Source organism: Bacillus sp. JZ34 (assembly GCF_053903205.1).
In genome coordinates this window covers 4264108-4284766 of record NZ_CP096403.1, presented here as the reverse complement: position 1 = coordinate 4284766, position 20659 = coordinate 4264108, and the positions used below count along the sequence as shown (strand labels likewise).

Genomic DNA, 20659 nt, shown 5'->3' with positions numbered 1-20659 from the left:
TTACTTTTTGTTTTCCCTTTTTCCGGTTGAAACAGCTGCATTCATAAAAATTAAAACGATTATTTTAAAGGAGGTGAAGGTATGTTGAAACGAATAGTTCAAGCGTTCTTTGCGATTTTGGGAGGCGTTATCGGTATTTTTCTCATACCGGAATTGTTTGTGCTGTTAAATGTACAGGACATACCTTTAGTAACAAACCCGTATGCGTCCGCTTGTTTAGGAGCTATCATCTTTTTTCTTCTGGGCATCTGGTGTGCGGATCATGTCATCAACTGGGTGAAACAAATTGAGGATTCCTTGATCAAAGCACCTGTCTCAGATTTATTGTTCGGCTCTTTGGGATTAATCTTCGGACTTATGCTCGCTTATCTTATCGTCAACGTCATTCCGTTAAAAGACATCCCTTATCAGTTGATCAGCACGGTCATTCCGATTGTGTTGGCCGCATTTCTCGGCTATCTCGGATTCCGTGTAGGTTTCAAGAAAAAGGATGAAATGCTGACACTTTTCACATCGAGAAAGAAAAAAGGTTCTGCTGAGGAAGAGCGTCCTGAAGAAGACAAAAAGCTGAAAATTTTAGACACAAGTGTTATTATAGATGGGAGAATTGCTGATATTTGTCAGACCGGATTTCTTGAAGGCGTCATTGTGATTCCTCAGTTTGTGCTTGAGGAGCTGCAGCATATCGCCGACTCTTCAGACGTCCTCAAACGAAACAGAGGACGGAGAGGACTGGATATTTTAAATCGGATCCAGAAAGAGCTCGATATCAAAGTTGAAATTTATGAAGGCGATTTTGAAGATATTCAAGAGGTCGACAGCAAGCTTGTCAAACTGGCGAAATTGACCTCAGGCGTTGTCGTTACCAACGATTTCAATTTGAACAAAGTATGCGAGCTCCAAAAGGTTGCCGTATTGAACATCAACGACCTTGCCAACGCCGTCAAACCTGTCGTGCTTCCGGGAGAAGAAATGAAGGTGCAGGTCATCAAAGACGGGAAAGAACATAATCAGGGCGTGGCTTATCTGGACGACGGCACGATGATTGTCGTGGAAGAAGGGCGAAATTATATCGGCAAACATATCGACGTGCTCGTGACCAGCGTGCTGCAGACAGCGGCAGGCAGAATGATATTCGCCAAGCCAAAACTGCTGGAAAAGGCGCTTTGAAAAAGGGAGAAATAAAATGAATTACGAAGTCGTTATTCCTGCCGCCGGACAAGGTAAACGAATGAATGCCGGGAAAAACAAACTGTTTATCGAGGCGAAAGGAATACCTGTGATTATTCATACATTAAAGGTGTTTGATAACCATGATGCCTGCAAAAGGATCATTCTTGTCATCAATGAACAGGAATTCGGTGAATTCAGCACCCTTTTAAAAACCTATCATTTTACAACTCCGATCGAGATGGTTCCGGGCGGAAGAGAACGCCAGCAAAGCGTATTTGCGGGTATTAAAGCGGCCGGCAAAGAGGAAACGGTCCTCGTCCATGACGGAGCAAGACCCTTTATTAAACGGGAATATATCGAACAGCTTGTCGAGAAAACGAAGGAAACAGGGGCTGCTATCGTTGCCGTACCTGTTAAAGACACGATCAAACGCGTTCAAGACGGTGAAGTAGCCGGAACGATTGAACGTTCAAGCTTGTGGGCCGCTCAAACCCCACAAGCTTTTCGTCTTTCTATTCTGATGAATGCTCACCTTGAGGCTGAAACAAAAGGTTTCCTCGGTACGGACGACGCCAGTCTGGTCGAGGAAGCCGGAGGTACGGTTGCAATCATTCAAGGGGATTATCAAAACATCAAACTGACGACCCCGGATGACTTGCTTGTCGCAGAAGCGATATTAGAAGCGGAAAAGAGGAATGAACATGTTTAGAATAGGCCAAGGATTTGACGTCCATCAACTAGTGGAAGGCAGGCCGCTCATTATCGGGGGAATTACGATTCCTTACGAAAAAGGCCTGCTCGGACATTCGGATGCCGATGTGCTTTTGCACACGATTGCGGATGCATGTCTCGGCGCCGTCGGCGAGGGCGATATCGGAAAACACTTTCCGGATACCGACCCTGAGTTCAAAGATGCCGACTCCTTCAAACTCCTTCGTCACGTCTGGATGATTGTGAAGGAAAAAGGCTATACGCTCGGGAACCTGGATTGTACAATCATCGCCCAAAAGCCTAAAATGGCGCCGTATATCGAAGACATGAGAGCCAGAATTGCCGAAGGGCTTGAGGCGGAAATGTCCCAAATTAACGTAAAAGCGACCACAACCGAAAAGCTTGGATTTACGGGAAGAGCCGAAGGAATCGCCGCTCAGGCTTCCGTTCTGCTCCAAAAGGTATAATTCATTTTGAAGACAGGTTCATTTGATGATAGAATAGGAAATAAATTTGAACTCTGTTAGAGACGAAAGGAAGTTAGACAGATGGGAAACGAAGTTCGGGTTCGTTATGCGCCGAGCCCAACAGGCCATTTACATATCGGAAATGCCAGAACCGCTCTCTTTAATTATTTGTTTGCCCGGAGCCAAGGCGGAAAATTCATCATCCGCATTGAAGATACGGACCGGAAGCGTAACATTGAAGGCGGAGAGCAAAGCCAGCTGAACTATTTAAAATGGCTGGGCATCGACTGGGATGAAAGCGTGGATGTCGGCGGAGAATACGGACCATACCGCCAATCCGAAAGAAACGACATTTACAAAACATATTACGAGGAGCTTCTTGAAAAAGGGCTTGCCTACAAATGTTACTGCACGGAAGAAGAGCTTGAGAAAGAGCGCGAGGAACAGGCTGCCCGCGGAGAAATGCCGCGCTACTCAGGCAAGTGCCGCAATTTAACTAAAGAAGAGCAGGAAAAGCTCGAAGCTGAAGGAAGACAGCCGAGCATCCGCTTTAAAGTCCCTCAAGGAGAAGTCATCAGCTTCAATGACATCGTCAAAGGAGAAATTTCTTTTGAAACAGACGGCATCGGCGACTTCGTTATCGTGAAGAAAGACGGAACGCCTACTTACAACTTTGCCGTAGCTGTCGATGACTATTTAATGAAAATGACGCATGTCCTGCGCGGCGAAGACCACATTTCCAATACGCCGAAGCAGATCATGATTTACAACGCCTTTGGCTGGGACATCCCGGCATTTGGACATATGACATTAATCGTCAATGAAAACCGTAAAAAACTGAGCAAACGGGATGAGTCCATCATTCAGTTTATCGAACAGTACGAAGAGCTCGGCTATTTGCCGGAAGCATTGTTTAACTTCATCACTCTTCTCGGCTGGTCGCCGGTCGGAGAAGAAGAGCTGTTTACAAAAGAACAGTTTATTGAGATATTTGATGTACACCGTTTGTCAAAATCACCAGCGGTATTTGATACGCATAAACTGAAATGGGTCAACAACCAGTATGTGAAAAAACTTGATCTTGATCAGGTGATCGAATTGACCGTTCCGCATTTGCAAAAAGCGGGCAAGGTTTCAGAAGAGCTAACAGGCAGCGAACAGGAATGGGTTCGCAAGCTGATTTCTCTATATCAGGAACAGTTGAGCTACGGCGCTGAAATCGTCGAGTTAACAGAGTTGTTCTTTAAAGACGATATCCAGTATAATCGTGAAGCAAGAACAGTTTTAGAAGAAGAGCAGGTTCCGGAAGTGCTTCGCGTATTTGCCGAAAAGCTTGAGCAGCTTGACTCGTTTACGGCAGATGAGATCAAGGCATCCATCAAAGCCGTTCAAAAAGAAACAGGACATAAAGGGAAAAAGCTGTTTATGCCGATCCGCGTAGCGACGACAGGCCAGACCCACGGTCCTGAACTGCCTCAGTCCATTGAATTATTGGGGAAAGACACCGTTTTAAAACGGCTGAATAACATTATTCAATAAGATAAATCGTTGACAGGGATAAGTATAAAGCCAGGGCCTTTAAAGAGAGAGTCTTCATCGGCTGGAAAAGACTTAAGCGCCGGGCTTTAGAAATGCACCTCTTGAGACCTTTGAAGAACGTTTTTACACAAGTATTCAAAGGCGGTATCCGCCGTTATGGATGAGAGTTGAGAAAACAGCTGTGCTGTTTTCTAAACAGAGTGGAACCGCGCGTCAAAAAGCGTCTCTGTCATTAGACAGAGGCGTTTTTTTATATGGTTTGACAATAGATAGAGACAAAGGAAGCGGGGAACGGGGGGAATCATGTGTTCTTTAAAATGCTGAAAGAAGATGTAGACGTCGTATTTGATCAAGATCCAGCTGCGAGAAGCTACATTGAAGTCATCTTAACTTATTCAGGTTTGCATGCTATATGGGCGCATCGAATTGCACATGCTTTATATAAAAGAAAAAGGTTTTTCATCGCCAGAACGATCTCTCAAATCGCCCGCTTCTTTACAGGAATCGAAATTCACCCGGGTGCCAAGATCGGCAGGAGGTTTTTCATCGATCACGGCATGGGGGTTGTGATCGGCGAAACCTGTGAGATCGGAAACAATGTCACGGTTTTTCAGGGCGTAACGCTAGGAGGAACTGGAAAAGAAAAAGGCAAAAGGCATCCGACAATCGAGGATCATGCCCTGATCTCAACAGGGGCAAAAGTGCTTGGATCCATTACAATCGGAAGAGGGGCGAAAATCGGCGCCGGCTCCGTCGTCCTGCATGATGTGCCTGAATGCTCCACCGTTGTCGGCATCCCGGGCCGCGTCGTCGTACAAAACGGAAAGAAAATCAGACGCGACTTGAACCACCAGGACTTGCCGGATCCGGTGGCTGACCGCTTCAGAGAATTGGAAAACGAAATCAGGCAGCTGAAACAAGAGCTCCGGAGAAAAGAAAGGGAAGATGAGCTGTGACACTAACACTGTATAATACTCTCACACGAAAAAAAGAGCCGTTTGTGCCTCTTGAAGAAGGCAAGGTCAAAATGTATGTGTGCGGGCCGACCGTATATAACTACATCCACATCGGAAACGCGAGGCCGGCGATCGTCTATGACACGGTCAGAAAGTATTTGGAGTATAAAGGCTATGACGTCCAATACGTCTCCAATTTTACAGATGTCGATGACAAATTAATTAAAGCGGCAAATGAGCTTGGAGAGGAAGTGCCGGTCATCGCCGAACGCTTTATTAAGGCGTACTTCGAAGATGTCGGTTCACTGGGCTGCACAAAAGCGGATTGCCATCCGCGCGTCACTGAAAACATGGATGAAATCATCGATTTTATTCGAACGCTGATCGATAAGGGCTATGCTTATGAGGCAGACGGGGATGTTTATTATAAAACAAGATCGTTTGAAGGCTATGGAAAGCTGTCACATCAATCAGTCGATGAGCTGAGATCAGGCGCCCGGATTCAAGTGGGCGAGAAAAAAGAAGATGCGCTCGATTTCGCATTATGGAAAGCGGCGAAAGATAACGAAATCTCCTGGGATAGCCCTTGGGGAAAAGGCCGTCCCGGCTGGCATATCGAGTGCTCTGCGATGGCGAAAAAATATTTGGGCGATTCGATCGACATTCACGCCGGCGGCCAGGATTTGACCTTCCCGCATCACGAAAACGAAATTGCCCAATCGGAAGCATTGACAGGGAAGCCTTTCGCGAAATATTGGCTTCATAACGGCTACATTAATATCGATAATGAGAAAATGTCAAAATCGCTCGGTAACTTTGTGCTTGTGCATGACATTATTAAAGAGCATGATCCCCAAGTGCTGCGGTTTTTCATGCTGTCTGTTCATTACAGACATCCGATCAACTATTCGGTCGAACTTCTTGAAAACACAAAAAATGCTTTTGGGCGTCTAAAAACAGCTTATAGCAATTTGCAGTATCGCCTGAAAAGCAGTACAAATTTAACAGAGGGCGATTCAGAATGGCTTGGAAAAATTGAAGAGCAGCGAAAAGCCTTTGAAACGGCAATGGATGATGATTTTAATACAGCGAATGCAATTTCCGTCCTGTTTGATCTGGCCAAACACGCCAACTACTATCTGCAGGAAAAGAATACTTCAGAACATGTCATTCAGGCATTTCTACAGCTGTTTGACGAGATCTGCTCAGTTCTCGGCTTCTCCCTCAAGGAACAGGAACTTTTGGATAAGGATATTGAAGAACTGATCGAGAAGCGGAATGAAGCCCGCAGAAACCGTGACTTCGCAACATCTGACCAGATTCGCGACCAGCTGAAAAGCATGAACATTATCCTGGAGGACACTCCACAGGGTACACGCTGGAAAAGAGGAGAATCGTAAACATGAATTTGGAAACCATTAAAGACGCCAAACAGCTGAATGGTTTGGCGCTTGCTTACATGGGTGATGCCGTATTAGAGGTATACGTCAGGCATCACCTCTTAAAGCAAGGCAGGACAAGGCCCAATGATCTGCACAGGCAGTCGAGGCGCTATGTCTCTGCCAAGTCGCAGGCAAGCATGCTGTTTGCGCTAGAGGAGCAGGAATTTTTCACCGAGGAAGAACAGGCTGTGCTGAGAAGAGGACGGAATGCCAAATCCGGAACGGTACCGAAAAATACGGATGTTCAAACATATCGTTACAGTACGGCTTTTGAGGCGGTCATCGGGTATCTTTTTCTTGAGAACAGGGAAGATAGGCTTAATGAACTCATCAAAGCAGCACTGGAAAAACGGGATGGCAGGGAGGAAGTCAAATGAGTGAGCAGCATGATTACGTCATAGGAAAAAACGCGGTCATCGAAACATTAAAGTCAGGCCGGGAATTGTATAAGCTGTGGATGGCGGAAAACACAGTGAAGGGACAGGCTCAGCAAGTCGTTGAACTTGCCGCCAAAAAAGGCATCACGATTCATTATGTCCCAAGAAAAAAACTTGATCAAATGGTTTCCGGACAGCATCAAGGCGTCGTCGCTCAGGTCGCGGCTTACGAGTATGCCGAGCTGGATGATCTTTTTCAAAAGGCCGAAGACAGAAATGAACAGCCGTTTATCCTCGTTTTAGACGAGATTGAGGATCCGCACAATCTGGGCTCTATTATGCGCACCGCAGATGCGGTAGGGGCTCATGGCATCATCATCCCGAAGAGGCGCGCGGTCGGCCTTACGACGACTGTCGCCAAAGCCTCGACAGGAGCCATCGAACATATTCCGGTCGTCAAAGTGACCAACCTGTCGCGAACCCTGGAAGAAATGAAGCAACGGGGCATTTGGGTAGTCGGTACCGATGCGTCTGGAAAACAGGACTACAGGTCGCTTGACGGAAATATGCCGCTTGCGCTTGTCATCGGCAGCGAAGGAAAAGGCATGGGAAGGCTTGTAAAAGAGAAATGTGATTTTCTCATCCGCCTGCCGATGGCGGGAAAAGTTACGTCCCTGAACGCCTCAGTCGCAGCCGGCCTCCTGATGTATGAAGTGTACCGGAAACGAAGCCCTCTGGGAGAATAGACGGAATGGACATCCTGTTGGTCGACGGTTATAACATGATTGGGGCATGGCCTCAGTTGAAAGATTTAAAAGAAAACAGTTTTGAAGAAGCAAGGGATCTGTTGATACAGAAGATGGCGGAATATCAATCGTATACTGGGTTCCGGGTAATCGTTGTCTTTGATGCGCATCTCGTTAAAGGAATCGAGAAAAAGAAGGTCAATCATCGCGTAGAAGTGATATTCACAAGGGAAAATGAAACGGCTGATGAACGGATCGAAAAACTGGTGTCAGACTTGAATAATATTCAGACGCAACTCCATGTTGCCACATCTGACTACACAGAGCAATGGGCGATTTTCGGCCAAGGGGCCCTGCGCAAATCAGCCAGGGAGCTGCTCAGGGAAGTCGAAGCGATCGAAAGGCAAATCGAAAAAAGGGTGAAACAAATCACCTCAGAACGTCCCGCGGGGAAAATTCCATTGTCAGAAGACGTCTTGAAGATCTTCGAAAAATGGCGGCGTGGCGACTTGGATTAGGTTGACGCTTTTTTGTCCATTACTGTATAATATTTCTATCTACGTGCGGTCGGGGGGATCGGAGTGAACTTACAAAACAACCAGGGAAAATTCAGCAAAGAACAGTTCAGCAAAGAACGTTTTTGCCAGTTGGAAGACGAGCAGGTCATTGAAATGGTTCATGTCGGAGACAGTGATGCGTTAGATTACTTGATTACAAAGTACCGTAATTTTGTAAGGGCAAAAGCAAGATCCTACTTCTTAATCGGGGCTGATCGGGAAGATATCGTTCAGGAAGGCATGATTGGACTCTACAAATCTATCCGTGATTTTAGAGAGGACAAGCTGACTTCATTCAAAGCTTTTGCAGAATTATGCATTACCCGCCAAATTATTACCGCTATCAAAACAGCTACTCGCCAGAAACATATTCCGCTCAATTCTTATGTGTCGCTGGACAAGCCCATTTATGACGAGGAATCAGACCGGACGCTTCTCGATGTGATTTCCGGAGCCAAGGTCATGAATCCTGAAGAGCTGATCATCAATCAGGAAGAATTCGATGATATCGAGCTGAAAATGGGAGAATTGCTTAGTGATTTAGAAAGAAAAGTTCTTGCGCTCTATCTCGACGGAAGATCCTATCAGGAAATATCCGAAGAACTAAACCGCCATGTAAAATCGATCGATAATGCGCTCCAGCGTGTCAAAAGAAAGCTTGAAAAGTACCTGGAGCTCCGCGAAATCAGCTTGTAGCCAATGCTTATGGCATATTGACAGTCATTTTATGACTGTGATATGTTACTTAGGAAAATGATCGTCCAGAAAAAGGTGTAAACATGAAGAAAAAAGTAACGTTAGCCTGCAAAAATTGCGGAAGTCGTAATTATACGACAATGAAAAGCTCCGCAGCTTTGGCTGAACGGCTCGAAGTAAAGAAATACTGCAATAACTGCAATTCACATACAGTACATCTGGAAACAAAATAGGCGTTTTTGTTTTTAGGTTGTGGAGGTTTCTTACCATGGGTATTATCAAATTTTTAAAGAATGTCGGAAAAGAAATGAAAAAGGTCACCTGGCCTAAAGGAAAAGAACTAACGCGCTATACGATCACTGTTATCACCACCGTTATCTTTTTCGCTATCTTTTTTGCACTCATCGATTCGGGTATTACGCAATTAATTCGTTTAATAGTTGAATAATGATCAGCATAACGTGTTATAATAGATCTAAATATGACTTGCCAAAAAACCCGTTTAACGGGTTTTTTCATTGTTTCAAAATATGAGGCTCGTATAAAAGAAAGTGTCAGTTTCCCGGTACGGCCAAAAACTTTTAAGGTGTGGGGAGGGAAGGACTGAAAGGGTCCTGAATGAGAATGGAAAAGAAATGGTATGTGGTTCATACGTATTCCGGCTATGAAAATAAAGTAAAGGCGAATTTGGAAAAACGGGTGGAATCGATGGGGATGCAGGATAAGATATTCCGCGTCGTTGTACCTGAAGAGGAAGAAACCGATATTAAAAACGGCAAGAAAAAAGTCGTTAAAAAGAAAGTATTCCCTGGGTATGTACTTGTCGAACTAGTCATGACGGATGATTCTTGGTATGTTGTTCGAAATACGCCTGGCGTGACCGGGTTTGTCGGTTCAGCCGGATCAGGTTCAAAGCCGACTGCGCTGCTTCCGGGCGAAGCGGAAAAAATTCTGAAGCGGATGGGGCTTGAAGAAAGAAAAACAGAAATCGACTTTGAATTAAAAGAAACCGTCAAGGTGATCGACGGCCCGTTTGCTGATTTCACAGGGACGATCGAAGAGATCGACCACGACAAAAATAAAGTCAAAGTATTCGTTAATATGTTCGGAAGAGAGACCCCGGTTGAGCTCGAATTTACTCAAGTTGACAAATTGTAATGGAAAAGCGCTTGAAATCACTATATAAAAGTGATAATATACAAAGGTGCGTCTTGGCAAAAAGGTCAAGGCAGCTAGCTTGATATTTTCATCATTCATATAAAGAATGAGACCTTGAGTGGGAGGGTTCACCCTATTACCACATCACGGACTTAAGGAGGTGTGTCTCGTGGCTAAAAAAGTAGTTAAAGTTGTAAAATTGCAAATTCCTGCTGGAAAAGCGAATCCAGCTCCGCCAGTTGGTCCTGCATTGGGTCAAGCCGGTGTTAACATCATGGGATTCTGTAAGGAGTTTAACGCTCGTACATCTGACCAAGCTGGTCTGATCATTCCTGTAGAAATTTCGGTTTACGAAGACCGTTCATTTACATTTATCACAAAAACTCCGCCTGCTGCTGTATTGCTTAAAAAAGCGGCTGGAATTGAGTCAGGTTCTGGTGAGCCTAACCGTAATAAAGTCGCAACCGTTAAACGCGATAAAGTACGTGAAATCGCCGAAACAAAAATGCCTGACTTAAATGCGGCAGATGTTGAAGCGGCTATGCGTATGGTTGAAGGAACTGCCCGCAGTATGGGTATTGTGATCGAAGACTAATTTTTGTCTCTTTGCTGGGTTGCGAGTTTGGATCAGACAAGTTCGCAACCCTTATTCGTGGGAGGTTATTCCGCTAAAACCACTAAGGAGGAAATTTTAAAATGGCTAAAAAAGGTAAAAAATACGTCGAAGCTGCCAAGCTTGTAGAGCGTACAAAAGCTTACGACGTAAACGAAGCGATCGAGCTTGTGAAAAAAACAAACACAGCTAAATTCGATGCCACTGTTGAAGCGGCATTCCGTTTAGGTGTTGACCCTCGTAAAAACGACCAGCAAATCCGCGGTGCAGTTGTACTTCCAAACGGAACAGGCAAAACTCAGCGCGTTCTTGTTTTCGCTAAGGGCGAAAAAGCGAAAGAAGCAGAAGCTGCTGGTGCAGACTACGTAGGCGATTCTGATTACATCAACAAAATTCAGCAAGGCTGGTTTGATTTTGATGTAATCGTTGCGACTCCTGATATGATGGGTGAAGTCGGTAAAATCGGACGCGTGCTTGGACCAAAAGGTCTTATGCCAAACCCTAAAACAGGAACGGTTACTTTCGAAGTTGAAAAAGCAGTCAACGAAATCAAAGCTGGTAAAGTTGAATACCGCGTTGATAAAGCAGGAAACATCCACGTTCCAATCGGAAAAGTGTCATTCGAAGAAGGCAAGCTTGTAGAAAACTTCGCGACAATGTACGACACAATTTTGAAAGCGAAACCTGCTGCTGCTAAAGGTGTATACGTGAAAAACGTTTCTGTTACATCTACAATGGGACCTGGAATCAAAGTGGACCCTTCAACTTTCAACGTAAAATAATATTGACTTTTGATAAGACGTTCTGATATAATTCAAAACGTTGTAAAAATAAAATATGTCCATTTATACCGTAGACAGTAGGTGCCGATAAGGCTTAATCTCCTACCGAGGTGTATATATATCACAGCTCTAGCGTTACGTATGCTTGTATATACAGCCTCCATGTCGAATGGAGGCTTTTTATATGGAACATGTCGTTAAAGAACGTGATCACCGAACGGTATAAGTGTTACACAGATGAATCTTACAGGAGGTGTAACCATGAGCAGCGCAATTGAAACAAAAAAAGTTGTTGTTGAAGAAATTACTTCTAAACTGAAAGAAAGTAAATCAACGATCATCGTTGACTATCGCGGCCTTAACGTAGCTGAAGTAACAGAACTTCGTAAACAGCTTCGCGAAGCTAACGTTGAGTTCAAAGTGTACAAAAACACGATGACTCGCCGTGCGGTTGAACAAGCTGAACTTGATGGTTTGAACGATTTCTTAACAGGACCGAATGCGATTGCATTCAGTACTGAAGATGTTGTCGCTCCAGCTAAAGTTCTTAACGAGTTTGCTAAAAAGCACGAAGCTCTTGAAATCAAAGCGGGCGTAATCGAAGGCAAAGTATCTACAGTTGAAGAAGTGAAAGCTCTTGCTGAACTTCCATCTCGCGAAGGCTTGCTTTCTATGTTGCTTAGCGTACTTCAAGCTCCAGTTCGCAACCTTGCTCTTGCAACTAAAGCTGTTGCAGAACAAAAGGAAGAACAAGGCGCTTAATAGCATCAGTATCTAAAAAATAAAACAAAATGGAGGAATTACAAATGGCTTTAAATATCGAAGAAATCATTGCTTCCGTTAAAGAAGCAACTGTACTTGAATTGAACGACTTAGTAAAAGCAATCGAAGAAGAATTTGGCGTAACTGCTGCTGCTCCTGTAGCTGTAGCTGGCGGAGCTGCTGCAGGCGGTGCTGCTGAAGAAAAAACTGAATTTGATCTTGTTCTTGCTGGTGCAGGAGATCAAAAAATCAAAGTTATCAAAGTTGTTCGTGAAATCACTGGTCTTGGCTTGAAAGAAGCTAAAGAACTTGTTGACAACACTCCAAAACCTCTTAAAGAAGGTATTGCGAAAGAAGAAGCTGAAGAGCTTAAAGCTAAACTTGAAGAAGTTGGCGCTTCTGTAGAAGTTAAGTAATCTTCACCTAATCTTTAGGGGAAAGCTCGCTTTTAAAAGCGGGCTTTTTCTTTGCTAATTAATTGTAGTCCCTTCCGCATAAGATACGCCATCTTGTTTCAAGATATCTGGAGAGTTCACCAACTGAGGAGGTTCTGTGATGACTGACCATTATTATTCGGAAAAACCTTCAGCAAAAAGCAGCAGATCAACGTGGGCATTTCGCTTGAGAAACCGGACGTTTACTTTTATCAGCGACAGCGGAGTTTTTTCAAAAAGAGAAGTGGACTTTGGCTCAAGGCTGCTGATTGAAGCTTTCCGGGAACCGGATACAGAAGGTGATTTTTTGGATGTAGGCTGCGGCTATGGCCCGATTGGTCTTTCGCTTGCTGCGGATTTCGAAGATCGAATGGTTCACATGATCGATGTTAATGAAAGAGCTGTCGAACTTTCGAAGGAAAACGCGTTAAATAATCAGATCGACAACACAAAGATCTATCAGAGTGATCTGTTTGCCAACGTCGAACCTGCAAAAAAATTCGCTTCTATTATTACTAATCCCCCCATACGCGCCGGGAAAAAAACTGTGCACGCCATCTTTGAAAAAAGCGCTGAACATTTACGGCCTTCAGGAGAGCTGTGGGTCGTCATTCAGAAAAAACAAGGCGGGCCTTCTGCCATTGAAAAATTAAAAGAACTTTTTGCGGACGTTGAAGTCGTTCACAAAAAGAAAGGGTACTATATCATCAAAGCAAAAAAAGTTTGACTCGGATTTTCAGCTATGTTAATATTATAAAATGCCAATGTATATATTTTGCTGCTGTTTTTAAGAAACGCCTAGGTTTGTATAAAATATACATTTTTGGGAACACTAATAAAATCGGTATTTTGTTTTTGGATGTGGTTTTCTAAATTAGAAACCCTTTTTTCTTTTGTCTTGTAAAAGTATTTCTTACATATTTGCGGAAGAAATGCTTGTTACACATATATTACGCATGATTTGAGGGGTGAATCAGTTGACAGGTCAACTAGTTCAGTATGGACGACACCGCCAGCGCAGAAGCTATGCACGCATTAGCGAAGTGTTAGAATTACCAAATCTCATTGAAATTCAAACCTCTTCTTATCAGTGGTTTCTTGATGAGGGTCTTAGAGAGATGTTTCAAGACATATCGCCAATTGAGGATTTCACTGGTAACCTCTCTCTGGAATTTATCGACTACAGCTTAGGCGAGCCTAAGTATCCGGTAGAAGAATCAAAAGAGCGCGACGTGACCTACTCAGCTCCGCTGCGTGTTAAAGTCCGCTTAATCAACAAAGAGACCGGTGAAGTAAAGGATCAGGATGTCTTCATGGGTGATTTCCCTATTATGACAGACACTGGAACCTTTATTATCAACGGTGCGGAACGGGTCATTGTATCTCAGCTCGTTCGTTCTCCAAGTGTATATTTTAGTGGTAAAGTAGACAAAAACGGTAAGAAAGGTTTTACCGCGACTGTCATTCCAAACCGTGGCGCATGGTTAGAATACGAGACTGATGCGAAAGATGTTGTTTATGTACGCATCGATCGCACACGTAAGTTGCCGGTTACGGTTCTTTTGCGTGCTCTTGGCTTCGGATCTGACCAAGAGATCATTGATCTCATCGGTGAAAACGAGTATTTGCGCAATACGCTTGATAAAGATAATACGGAAAACACCGATAAAGCGCTTCTTGAAATCTACGAGCGTCTTCGTCCAGGAGAGCCGCCTACAGTAGAAAACGCAAAAAGCCTGCTTGATTCAAGGTTCTTTGATCCGAAAAGATATGACCTTGCAAGTGTAGGACGTTATAAAATTAATAAAAAGCTTCACATCAAAAACAGACTGTTTAATCAGCGGCTTGCTGAAACGCTGATCGATCCTGAAACAGGCGAAATTCTTGCCGAAAAAGGCGCGATTTTAGACAGAAGAACGCTTGACAAAGTCCTTCCGTACCTTGAAAACGGAATCGGTTTTAAAAAGCTGTATCCGAACGGCGGAGTTGTCGAAGATGAAGTGACGCTTCAGTCTATTAAAATCTATGCCCCGACAGATCAAGAAGGGGAGCAGACAATCAATGTGATTGGAAATGCTTATATTGAAGAAGGCGTTAAAAATATTACACCTTCTGATATTATCTCTTCCATCAGCTATTTCTTTAACCTGCTTCACGGAGTGGGCGATACCGACGATATCGACCATTTAGGAAACCGCCGTCTCCGTTCAGTGGGAGAGCTTCTGCAAAACCAATTCCGTATCGGTTTAAGCAGAATGGAGCGTGTTGTTCGTGAAAGAATGTCTATTCAAGATACAAACACGATCACGCCACAGCAGCTGATCAATATTCGCCCTGTCATCGCATCAATCAAAGAGTTTTTCGGAAGCTCGCAGCTTTCTCAGTTTATGGATCAGACGAATCCGCTTGCTGAGCTGACGCATAAGCGCCGTCTGTCAGCGCTTGGACCGGGCGGTTTGACCCGTGAGCGTGCCGGAATGGAAGTCCGTGACGTTCACTATTCCCACTACGGCCGGATGTGTCCGATTGAAACTCCTGAGGGTCCAAACATCGGCTTGATCAACTCGCTTTCTTCATTCGCGAAAGTGAACCGTTTCGGCTTCATCGAAACGCCGTATCGCCGCGTTGACCCTGAGACTGGAAAAGTAACGCCGAGAATCGATTACTTGACAGCTGATGAAGAAGACAACTATGTCGTTGCCCAGGCTAACGCACGTCTGAATGATGACGGATCTTTTGTGGATGACAGCATCGTCGCCCGTTTCAGAGGGGAGAACACCGTTGTTCCGAAAGACCGCGTCGACTATATGGACGTTTCGCCTAAACAGGTTGTCTCTGCCGCGACTGCATGTATTCCATTCTTGGAAAACGATGACTCAAACCGCGCCCTAATGGGAGCGAACATGCAACGGCAGGCTGTACCTCTTATGCAGCCTGAATCTCCGATCGTCGGAACCGGAATGGAGTATGTATCTGCAAAAGACTCCGGTGCCGCTGTTATTTGCCGCCATCCTGGAATCGTTGAACGGGTGGAAGCGAAAAACATTTGGGTGCGCCGCTATGAAGAAGTCGACGGCCAGAAAGTCAAAGGAAACCTTGATAAATACAGCCTGCTGAAGTTTGTTCGTTCCAACCAGGGAACTTGCTACAACCAGCGTCCGATCGTAAGCGTCGGTGATGAGGTTGTAAAAGGTGAAATTTTAGCTGACGGTCCGTCTATGGAAAAAGGTGAGCTTGCCCTTGGACGCAACGTCATGGTCGGCTTTATGACATGGGATGGCTACAACTACGAGGATGCCATCATCATGAGCGAACGCCTTGTAAAAGACGACGTATACACGTCTATTCATATTGAGGAATACGAATCAGAGGCCCGGGATACAAAACTCGGACCTGAAGAAATTACACGCGATATTCCAAACGTCGGTGAAGACGCTCTTCGCAATCTCGATGAACGCGGAATTATCCGTGTCGGTGCTGAAGTAAAAGACGGAGATCTTCTTGTTGGTAAAGTAACGCCTAAAGGTGTTACAGAGCTTACTGCAGAAGAGCGCCTGCTTCACGCCATCTTCGGCGAAAAAGCGCGTGAAGTCCGCGATACGTCGCTGCGTGTGCCCCACGGAGGCGGCGGTATCATCCTTGATGTAAAAGTGTTCAACCGCGAAGACGGAGACGAACTGCCTCCGGGCGTTAACCAACTCGTCCGCGTTTACATCGTTCAGAAGCGTAAAATTTCTGAAGGGGACAAAATGGCCGGACGCCACGGGAACAAAGGTGTTATTTCGAAAATCCTTCCGGAGGAAGATATGCCGTATCTGCCTGACGGAACACCGATTGACATCATGTTAAACCCGCTGGGCGTACCATCGCGTATGAACATCGGGCAGGTGTTGGAGCTGCACCTTGGTATGGCTGCACGCCGTCTCGGTCTGCATGTCGCGTCGCCGGTATTTGACGGTGCCCGCGAAGAAGATGTGTGGGAAACGCTTGAAGAAGCCGGCATGTCAAGGGATGCAAAGACAGTTCTTTACGACGGCCGAACTGGGGAGCCGTTTGACAACCGGGTGTCTGTCGGCATCATGTACATGATCAAATTGGCTCACATGGTTGACGACAAATTGCACGCACGTTCTACAGGTCCTTACTCACTCGTTACCCAGCAGCCTCTCGGAGGTAAAGCGCAGTTCGGTGGACAGCGTTTTGGAGAGATGGAAGTTTGGGCGCTTGAAGCTTACGGTGCAGCATATACACTTCAAGAAATCCTGACTGTTAAATCGGATGATGTCGTAGGCCGTGTGAAAACATACGAAGCCATCGTAAAAGGCGACAATGTTCCAGAACCTGGTGTTCCGGAATCGTTCAAAGTATTGATCAAAGAGCTTCAAAGCTTAGGTATGGACGTCAAAATCCTATCAAGCGACGAAGAAGAAATCGAAATGAGAGACTTGGAAGACGACGAAGACGCGAAACAAAACGAAGGGCTTTCTCTGCCGAATGATGAAGAGTCCGAAGAATTCGTTTCTGCTGACGCAGAGCGCGATGTCGTCACAAAAGAATAAACGAATTTTATACGCAAGTGACAGGGTATAACCCGAAGATAAAAAGGGAGGTAGGCCCCTTGCTGGATGTGAACAATTTTGAGTATATGAACATCGGTCTCGCTTCACCTGACAAAATCCGTTCATGGTCTTACGGAGAAGTGAAAAAGCCTGAAACAATCAACTATCGTACTTTGAAACCTGAAAAAGATGGTCTATTCTGCGAGCGCATTTTCGGTCCTCAAAAGGACTGGGAATGCCACTGCGGAAAGTACAAGCGGGTTCGTTATAAAGGCGTAGTCTGCGACCGTTGTGGAGTTGAAGTAACCCGGGCTAAAGTCCGTCGTGAGAGAATGGGGCATATCGAGCTGGCAGCCCCTGTTTCTCACATCTGGTATTTTAAAGGAATCCCGAGCCGTATGGGTCTTGTGCTGGATATGTCTCCGCGCGCATTGGAAGAAGTCATTTACTTTGCTTCTTATGTCGTAACAGATCCGGCCAATACACCGCTTGAGAAAAAACAGCTTCTTTCTGAAAAAGAGTACCGGGCGTACCTTGATAAATACGGAAATAAATTCCAGGCATCAATGGGTGCTGAAGCGATTCATAAGCTCCTTCAAGATATCGACCTCGATAAAGAAGTGGATATGCTGAAAGAAGAGCTTAAAACGTCACAAGGACAGCGCCGCACACGTGCGATCAAACGCTTGGAAGTATTGGAAGCATTCCGCAACTCCGGAAATAAGCCGTCCTGGATGATCCTCGACGTTCTTCCGGTCATTCCGCCTGAGCTGAGACCGATGGTACAGCTTGACGGTGGACGTTTTGCAACTTCCGATCTGAACGATTTGTACCGCCGTGTCATCAACCGTAACAATCGTTTAAAACGTCTTTTGGATCTTGGAGCGCCAAGCATTATCGTTCAAAACGAAAAGCGCATGCTTCAAGAAGCCGTGGACGCGCTGATCGATAACGGACGCAGAGGCCGTCCTGTTACAGGTCCGGGAAACAGACCGTTAAAATCCCTTTCTCACATGCTGAAAGGTAAACAAGGCCGTTTCCGTCAAAACCTTCTCGGTAAACGTGTTGACTACTCAGGCCGTTCGGTTATCGTCGTAGGTCCGAACCTGAAAATGTATCAATGCGGTCTTCCGAAAGAAATGGCGCTGGAACTGTTCAAGCCATTCGTCATGAAAGAGCTTGTTGAAAAAGGTCTTGCCCACAACATTAAGAGTGCGAAGCGTAAAATTGAGCGCGTTCAGCCGGAAGTCTGGGATGTCCTTGAATCAGTTATCAAAGAACACCCTGTGCTTCTCAACCGTGCACCTACGCTTCACAGATTAGGTATTCAAGCGTTTGAACCAACGCTTGTCGAAGGCCGTGCCATCCGTCTTCATCCGCTTGTATGTACGGCATACAACGCTGACTTTGACGGTGACCAAATGGCGGTTCACGTTCCTTTATCAGCAGAAGCGCAAGCTGAGGCGCGCATCTTGATGCTTGCCGCACAAAACATCCTGAACCCTAAAGACGGAAAACCGGTTGTTACGCCGTCTCAGGATATGGTGCTTGGAAACTACTATCTGACGCTAGAACGCCCAGGCGCAGTCGGCGAAGGTATGGTTTTCAAAGATACGGATGAAGCGCTTCTTGCGTATCAAAACGGATATGTTCATTTGCATACGAGAGTAGCCGTTGCGGTTAACTCCCTGAAAAATGAAACATTTACCGAAGAACAGCGTTCCAAGCTGCTCGTTACAACTGTCGGAAAACTGATCTTCAACGAGATTCTTCCGCCGTCGTTCCCATACATGAACGAACCGACGAAGAGCAACATTGAAGAAAAAACACCTGACCGTTTCTTCTTGGATTACGGTGCAGATGTTAAAGAAGCCATTAAGAACCAGGAAATCAACCAGCCGTTCAAAAAAGGCATTTTGGGTAAAATCATTGCGGAGATCTTCAAAAGATTCCATATTACAGAAACATCAAAAATGCTTGACCGCATGAAAAACCTTGGATTTAAATATTCGACAAAAGCCGGAATTACGGTCGGTGTTTCCGATATCGTCGTATTGGACGACAAACAGGAAATCCTTGAAGAAGCGCAAGGAAAAGTTGATAACGTCATGAAGCAGTTCAGACGTGGTCTGATTACTGAAGAAGAGCGTTATGAACGGGTCATTTCCATCTGGAGTGCAGCTAAAGATACGATCCAAGGCAAGCTGATGAAATCCCTGGATGAAATCAACCCGATCTACATGATGAGTGATTCCGGAGCCCGGGGTAACGCATCAAACTTTACGCAGCTTGCGGGTATGCGCGGTCTGATGGCCAACCCGGCTGGACGGATCATCGAACTTCCGATCAAGTCAAGCTTCCGCGAAGGTTTAACGGTACTCGAGTACTTTATCTCTACTCACGGTGCGCGTAAAGGTCTTGCGGATACGGCTCTGAAGACAGCCGACTCAGGTTACCTGACACGCCGTCTCGTAGACGTAGCCCAAGACGTCATCATTCGTGAGACTGACTGCGGCACAGACCGAGGCATTCTTGCCAAAGCCATTACGGAAGGCACAGAAGTGATCGAGCGTCTTGAAGAGCGTCTTGTCGGCCGATTCGCGAGAAAACCTGTTAAACATCCGGAAACAGGTGAAGTGCTTGTGGATGAAAATGAGCTGATCGACGAAGATAAAGCGCTCGAAATTGTCGAAGCAGGCATTGAAGAAGTGTGGATCCGCTCCGCATTTACATGTAATACGTCACATGGTGTATGTAAACGATGCTACGGCCGCAACTTGGCAACAGGAACCGACGTCGAAGTCGGGGAAGCAGTCGGAATCATCGCTGCCCAGTCCATTGGTGAGCCGGGTACACAGTTAACGATGCGTACCTTCCATACGGGCGGGGTTGCCGGAGACGATATTACACAAGGTTTGCCGCGTATCCAGGAATTGTTTGAAGCACGAAACCCTAAAGGTCAAGCGACGATCTCTGAAATTGACGGTGTCGTAGCTGAAATCAATGAAGTCCGTGACAAACAGCAGGAAATCGTCGTTCAGGGCGAAGTCGAAAGCCGTTCATATACGGCGCCTTACAACGCGCGCCTGAAAGTCACTGAAGGAGAGAAAATTTCCCGTGGTCAGGTGCTGACAGAAGGTTCGGTTGATCCGAAAGAGCTTCTGAAAGTTACTGACATCACGACGGTGCAAGAATACCTCCTTCATGAAGTGCAGAAGGTTTATCGTATGCAAGGGGTTGAAATCGGGGATAAGCACGTCGAGGTTATGGTTCGCCAGATGCTTCGCAAAGTGCGTGTCATCGATGCCGGCGACACGGAAGTGCTGCCAGGCACGCTGCTCGATATTCACCAGTTTACCGAAGCGAACAAAAAAGTTCTGCTCGAAGGCAAACGCCCTGCAACAGGCCGTCCGGTGCTTCTCGGTATCACCAAAGCATCGCTTGAAACGGATTCCTTCCTGTCTGCCGCGTCATTCCAGGAAACAACACGTGTCCTGACAGATGCAGCAATCAAAGGAAAACGCGATGAGCTTCTCGGCCTGAAAGAGAATGTTATCATCGGTAAGCTTGTTCCTGCTGGAACGGGTATGCTGAACTACCGTAAAGTGAAGCCGGTATTGCAAGTCCAATCATCTGATGAAATGGTTCCGGCTGAATAAATAAAAAAATCCTAAAGAAGGATGTCAC

The 20659-nt window shown here is 45.6% G+C and carries 20 protein-coding genes and 2 other annotated features; all 20 genes read left to right on the top strand.

What is annotated here, in order from left to right; genetic code table 11:
* Positions 1–81 precede the first annotated feature (81 nt).
* The 20 genes from M1D90_RS21745 (at position 82) to rpoC (ending at position 20631) form a co-directional block, all read left to right on the top strand.
* A complete protein-coding gene (locus tag M1D90_RS21745) occupies positions 82–1170 on the top strand; it encodes a PIN/TRAM domain-containing protein (protein WP_009330350.1) in 1089 nt (362 codons plus the stop codon).
* A 16-nt stretch (positions 1171–1186) separates the two neighbouring features.
* Positions 1187–1882 (top strand): 2-C-methyl-D-erythritol 4-phosphate cytidylyltransferase, encoded by a 696-nt coding sequence (gene ispD / locus M1D90_RS21740; RefSeq protein WP_065643141.1) that lies wholly within the window; start codon positions 1187–1189, stop codon positions 1880–1882.
* Complete coding sequence (ispF, locus tag M1D90_RS21735) at positions 1875–2351, top strand: 2-C-methyl-D-erythritol 2,4-cyclodiphosphate synthase (RefSeq protein WP_020449842.1); 477 nt, start codon at positions 1875–1877, stop codon at positions 2349–2351. Before ispD ends, ispF begins: the two co-directional genes overlap by 8 nt.
* 81 nt (positions 2352–2432) lie before the next feature.
* On the top strand, positions 2433–3890 hold the full coding sequence (gltX, locus tag M1D90_RS21730) for a glutamate--tRNA ligase (RefSeq protein WP_326455595.1): 1458 nt from the start codon (positions 2433–2435) through the stop codon (positions 3888–3890).
* Positions 3891–4121: a binding site (T-box leader), on the top strand.
* A 74-nt stretch (positions 4122–4195) separates the two neighbouring features.
* The gene (gene cysE / locus M1D90_RS21725; protein ID WP_020449844.1) at positions 4196–4846 is read left to right on the top strand and encodes a serine O-acetyltransferase; all 651 of its coding nucleotides are present in this window, start codon (positions 4196–4198) and stop codon (positions 4844–4846) included.
* Positions 4843–6246: a cysteine--tRNA ligase gene (cysS, locus tag M1D90_RS21720; RefSeq protein ID WP_035337469.1), complete on the top strand. Its 1404-nt coding sequence runs from the start codon at positions 4843–4845 to the stop codon at positions 6244–6246. The genes cysE and cysS overlap by 4 nt, the downstream gene beginning before the upstream one ends.
* 2 nt (positions 6247–6248) lie before the next feature.
* On the top strand, positions 6249–6665 hold the full coding sequence (locus tag M1D90_RS21715; protein ID WP_026578984.1) for a Mini-ribonuclease 3: 417 nt from the start codon (positions 6249–6251) through the stop codon (positions 6663–6665).
* Complete coding sequence (gene rlmB, locus M1D90_RS21710; protein WP_023855918.1) at positions 6662–7411, top strand: 23S rRNA (guanosine(2251)-2'-O)-methyltransferase RlmB; 750 nt, start codon at positions 6662–6664, stop codon at positions 7409–7411. Before M1D90_RS21715 ends, rlmB begins: the two co-directional genes overlap by 4 nt.
* A 5-nt stretch (positions 7412–7416) precedes the next feature.
* Positions 7417–7929 carry a ribosome-dependent mRNA decay endonuclease Rae1/YacP gene (gene rae1, locus M1D90_RS21705; protein WP_020449848.1) on the top strand — a complete coding sequence of 171 codons (513 nt, stop codon included), beginning with the start codon at positions 7417–7419 and terminating at the stop codon, positions 7927–7929.
* A gap of 63 nt (positions 7930–7992) precedes the next feature.
* The gene (gene sigH, locus M1D90_RS21700; protein WP_003178288.1) at positions 7993–8664 is read left to right on the top strand and encodes an RNA polymerase sporulation sigma factor SigH; all 672 of its coding nucleotides are present in this window, start codon (positions 7993–7995) and stop codon (positions 8662–8664) included.
* Between the two features lie 83 nt (positions 8665–8747).
* Entirely contained in the window at positions 8748–8897 is a 150-nt protein-coding gene (gene rpmG, locus M1D90_RS21695) for a 50S ribosomal protein L33 (protein WP_020449849.1), read from the top strand.
* A 35-nt stretch (positions 8898–8932) separates the two neighbouring features.
* Positions 8933–9112 carry a preprotein translocase subunit SecE gene (gene secE / locus M1D90_RS21690; RefSeq protein ID WP_003178291.1) on the top strand — a complete coding sequence of 60 codons (180 nt, stop codon included), beginning with the start codon at positions 8933–8935 and terminating at the stop codon, positions 9110–9112.
* A gap of 176 nt (positions 9113–9288) precedes the next feature.
* Positions 9289–9822 carry a transcription termination/antitermination protein NusG gene (gene nusG / locus M1D90_RS21685; protein ID WP_003178298.1) on the top strand — a complete coding sequence of 178 codons (534 nt, stop codon included), beginning with the start codon at positions 9289–9291 and terminating at the stop codon, positions 9820–9822.
* A 169-nt stretch (positions 9823–9991) separates the two neighbouring features.
* Positions 9992–10417: a 50S ribosomal protein L11 gene (gene rplK, locus M1D90_RS21680; RefSeq protein WP_003178300.1), complete on the top strand. Its 426-nt coding sequence runs from the start codon at positions 9992–9994 to the stop codon at positions 10415–10417.
* 101 nt (positions 10418–10518) lie between these two features.
* Entirely contained in the window at positions 10519–11217 is a 699-nt protein-coding gene (gene rplA, locus M1D90_RS21675; RefSeq protein WP_020449850.1) for a 50S ribosomal protein L1, read from the top strand.
* A 50-nt stretch (positions 11218–11267) separates the two neighbouring features.
* Positions 11268–11409: a sequence feature (ribosomal protein L10 leader region), on the top strand.
* A 69-nt stretch (positions 11410–11478) separates the two neighbouring features.
* Positions 11479–11979: a 50S ribosomal protein L10 gene (gene rplJ, locus M1D90_RS21670; RefSeq protein WP_003178304.1), complete on the top strand. Its 501-nt coding sequence runs from the start codon at positions 11479–11481 to the stop codon at positions 11977–11979.
* Between the two features lie 44 nt (positions 11980–12023).
* Positions 12024–12395 (top strand): 50S ribosomal protein L7/L12, encoded by a 372-nt coding sequence (gene rplL / locus M1D90_RS21665; protein WP_003178305.1) that lies wholly within the window; start codon positions 12024–12026, stop codon positions 12393–12395.
* A 139-nt stretch (positions 12396–12534) separates the two neighbouring features.
* A complete protein-coding gene (locus M1D90_RS21660; protein WP_020449851.1) occupies positions 12535–13140 on the top strand; it encodes a class I SAM-dependent methyltransferase in 606 nt (201 codons plus the stop codon).
* 250 nt (positions 13141–13390) lie between these two features.
* On the top strand, positions 13391–16972 hold the full coding sequence (gene rpoB, locus M1D90_RS21655; RefSeq protein ID WP_020449852.1) for a DNA-directed RNA polymerase subunit beta: 3582 nt from the start codon (positions 13391–13393) through the stop codon (positions 16970–16972).
* 59 nt (positions 16973–17031) lie between these two features.
* Entirely contained in the window at positions 17032–20631 is a 3600-nt protein-coding gene (rpoC, locus tag M1D90_RS21650) for a DNA-directed RNA polymerase subunit beta' (RefSeq protein ID WP_039073334.1), read from the top strand.
* The last annotated feature ends 28 nt before the right edge of the window (positions 20632–20659 follow it).

Bases quoted from the DNA above. Each gene is read 5' to 3' on its own strand.
- secE (WP_003178291.1), top strand. From the start codon at position 8,933: ATGGGTATTATCAAATTTTTAAAGAATGTCGGAAAAGAAATGAAAAAG.
- ispD (WP_065643141.1), top strand. From the start codon at position 1,187: ATGAATTACGAAGTCGTTATTCCTGCCGCCGGACAAGGTAAACGAATG.
- rpmG (WP_020449849.1), top strand. From the start codon at position 8,748: ATGAAGAAAAAAGTAACGTTAGCCTGCAAAAATTGCGGAAGTCGTAAT.
- M1D90_RS21745 (WP_009330350.1), top strand. From the start codon at position 82: ATGTTGAAACGAATAGTTCAAGCGTTCTTTGCGATTTTGGGAGGCGTT.
- rplA (WP_020449850.1), top strand. From the start codon at position 10,519: ATGGCTAAAAAAGGTAAAAAATACGTCGAAGCTGCCAAGCTTGTAGAG.
- rplL (WP_003178305.1), top strand. From the start codon at position 12,024: ATGGCTTTAAATATCGAAGAAATCATTGCTTCCGTTAAAGAAGCAACT.
- ispF (WP_020449842.1), top strand. From the start codon at position 1,875: ATGTTTAGAATAGGCCAAGGATTTGACGTCCATCAACTAGTGGAAGGC.
- M1D90_RS21660 (WP_020449851.1), top strand. From the start codon at position 12,535: ATGACTGACCATTATTATTCGGAAAAACCTTCAGCAAAAAGCAGCAGA.
- gltX (WP_326455595.1), top strand. From the start codon at position 2,433: ATGGGAAACGAAGTTCGGGTTCGTTATGCGCCGAGCCCAACAGGCCAT.
- nusG (WP_003178298.1), top strand. From the start codon at position 9,289: ATGGAAAAGAAATGGTATGTGGTTCATACGTATTCCGGCTATGAAAAT.
- M1D90_RS21715 (WP_026578984.1), top strand. From the start codon at position 6,249: ATGAATTTGGAAACCATTAAAGACGCCAAACAGCTGAATGGTTTGGCG.
- rae1 (WP_020449848.1), top strand. From the start codon at position 7,417: ATGGACATCCTGTTGGTCGACGGTTATAACATGATTGGGGCATGGCCT.
- rplJ (WP_003178304.1), top strand. From the start codon at position 11,479: ATGAGCAGCGCAATTGAAACAAAAAAAGTTGTTGTTGAAGAAATTACT.
- rlmB (WP_023855918.1), top strand. From the start codon at position 6,662: ATGAGTGAGCAGCATGATTACGTCATAGGAAAAAACGCGGTCATCGAA.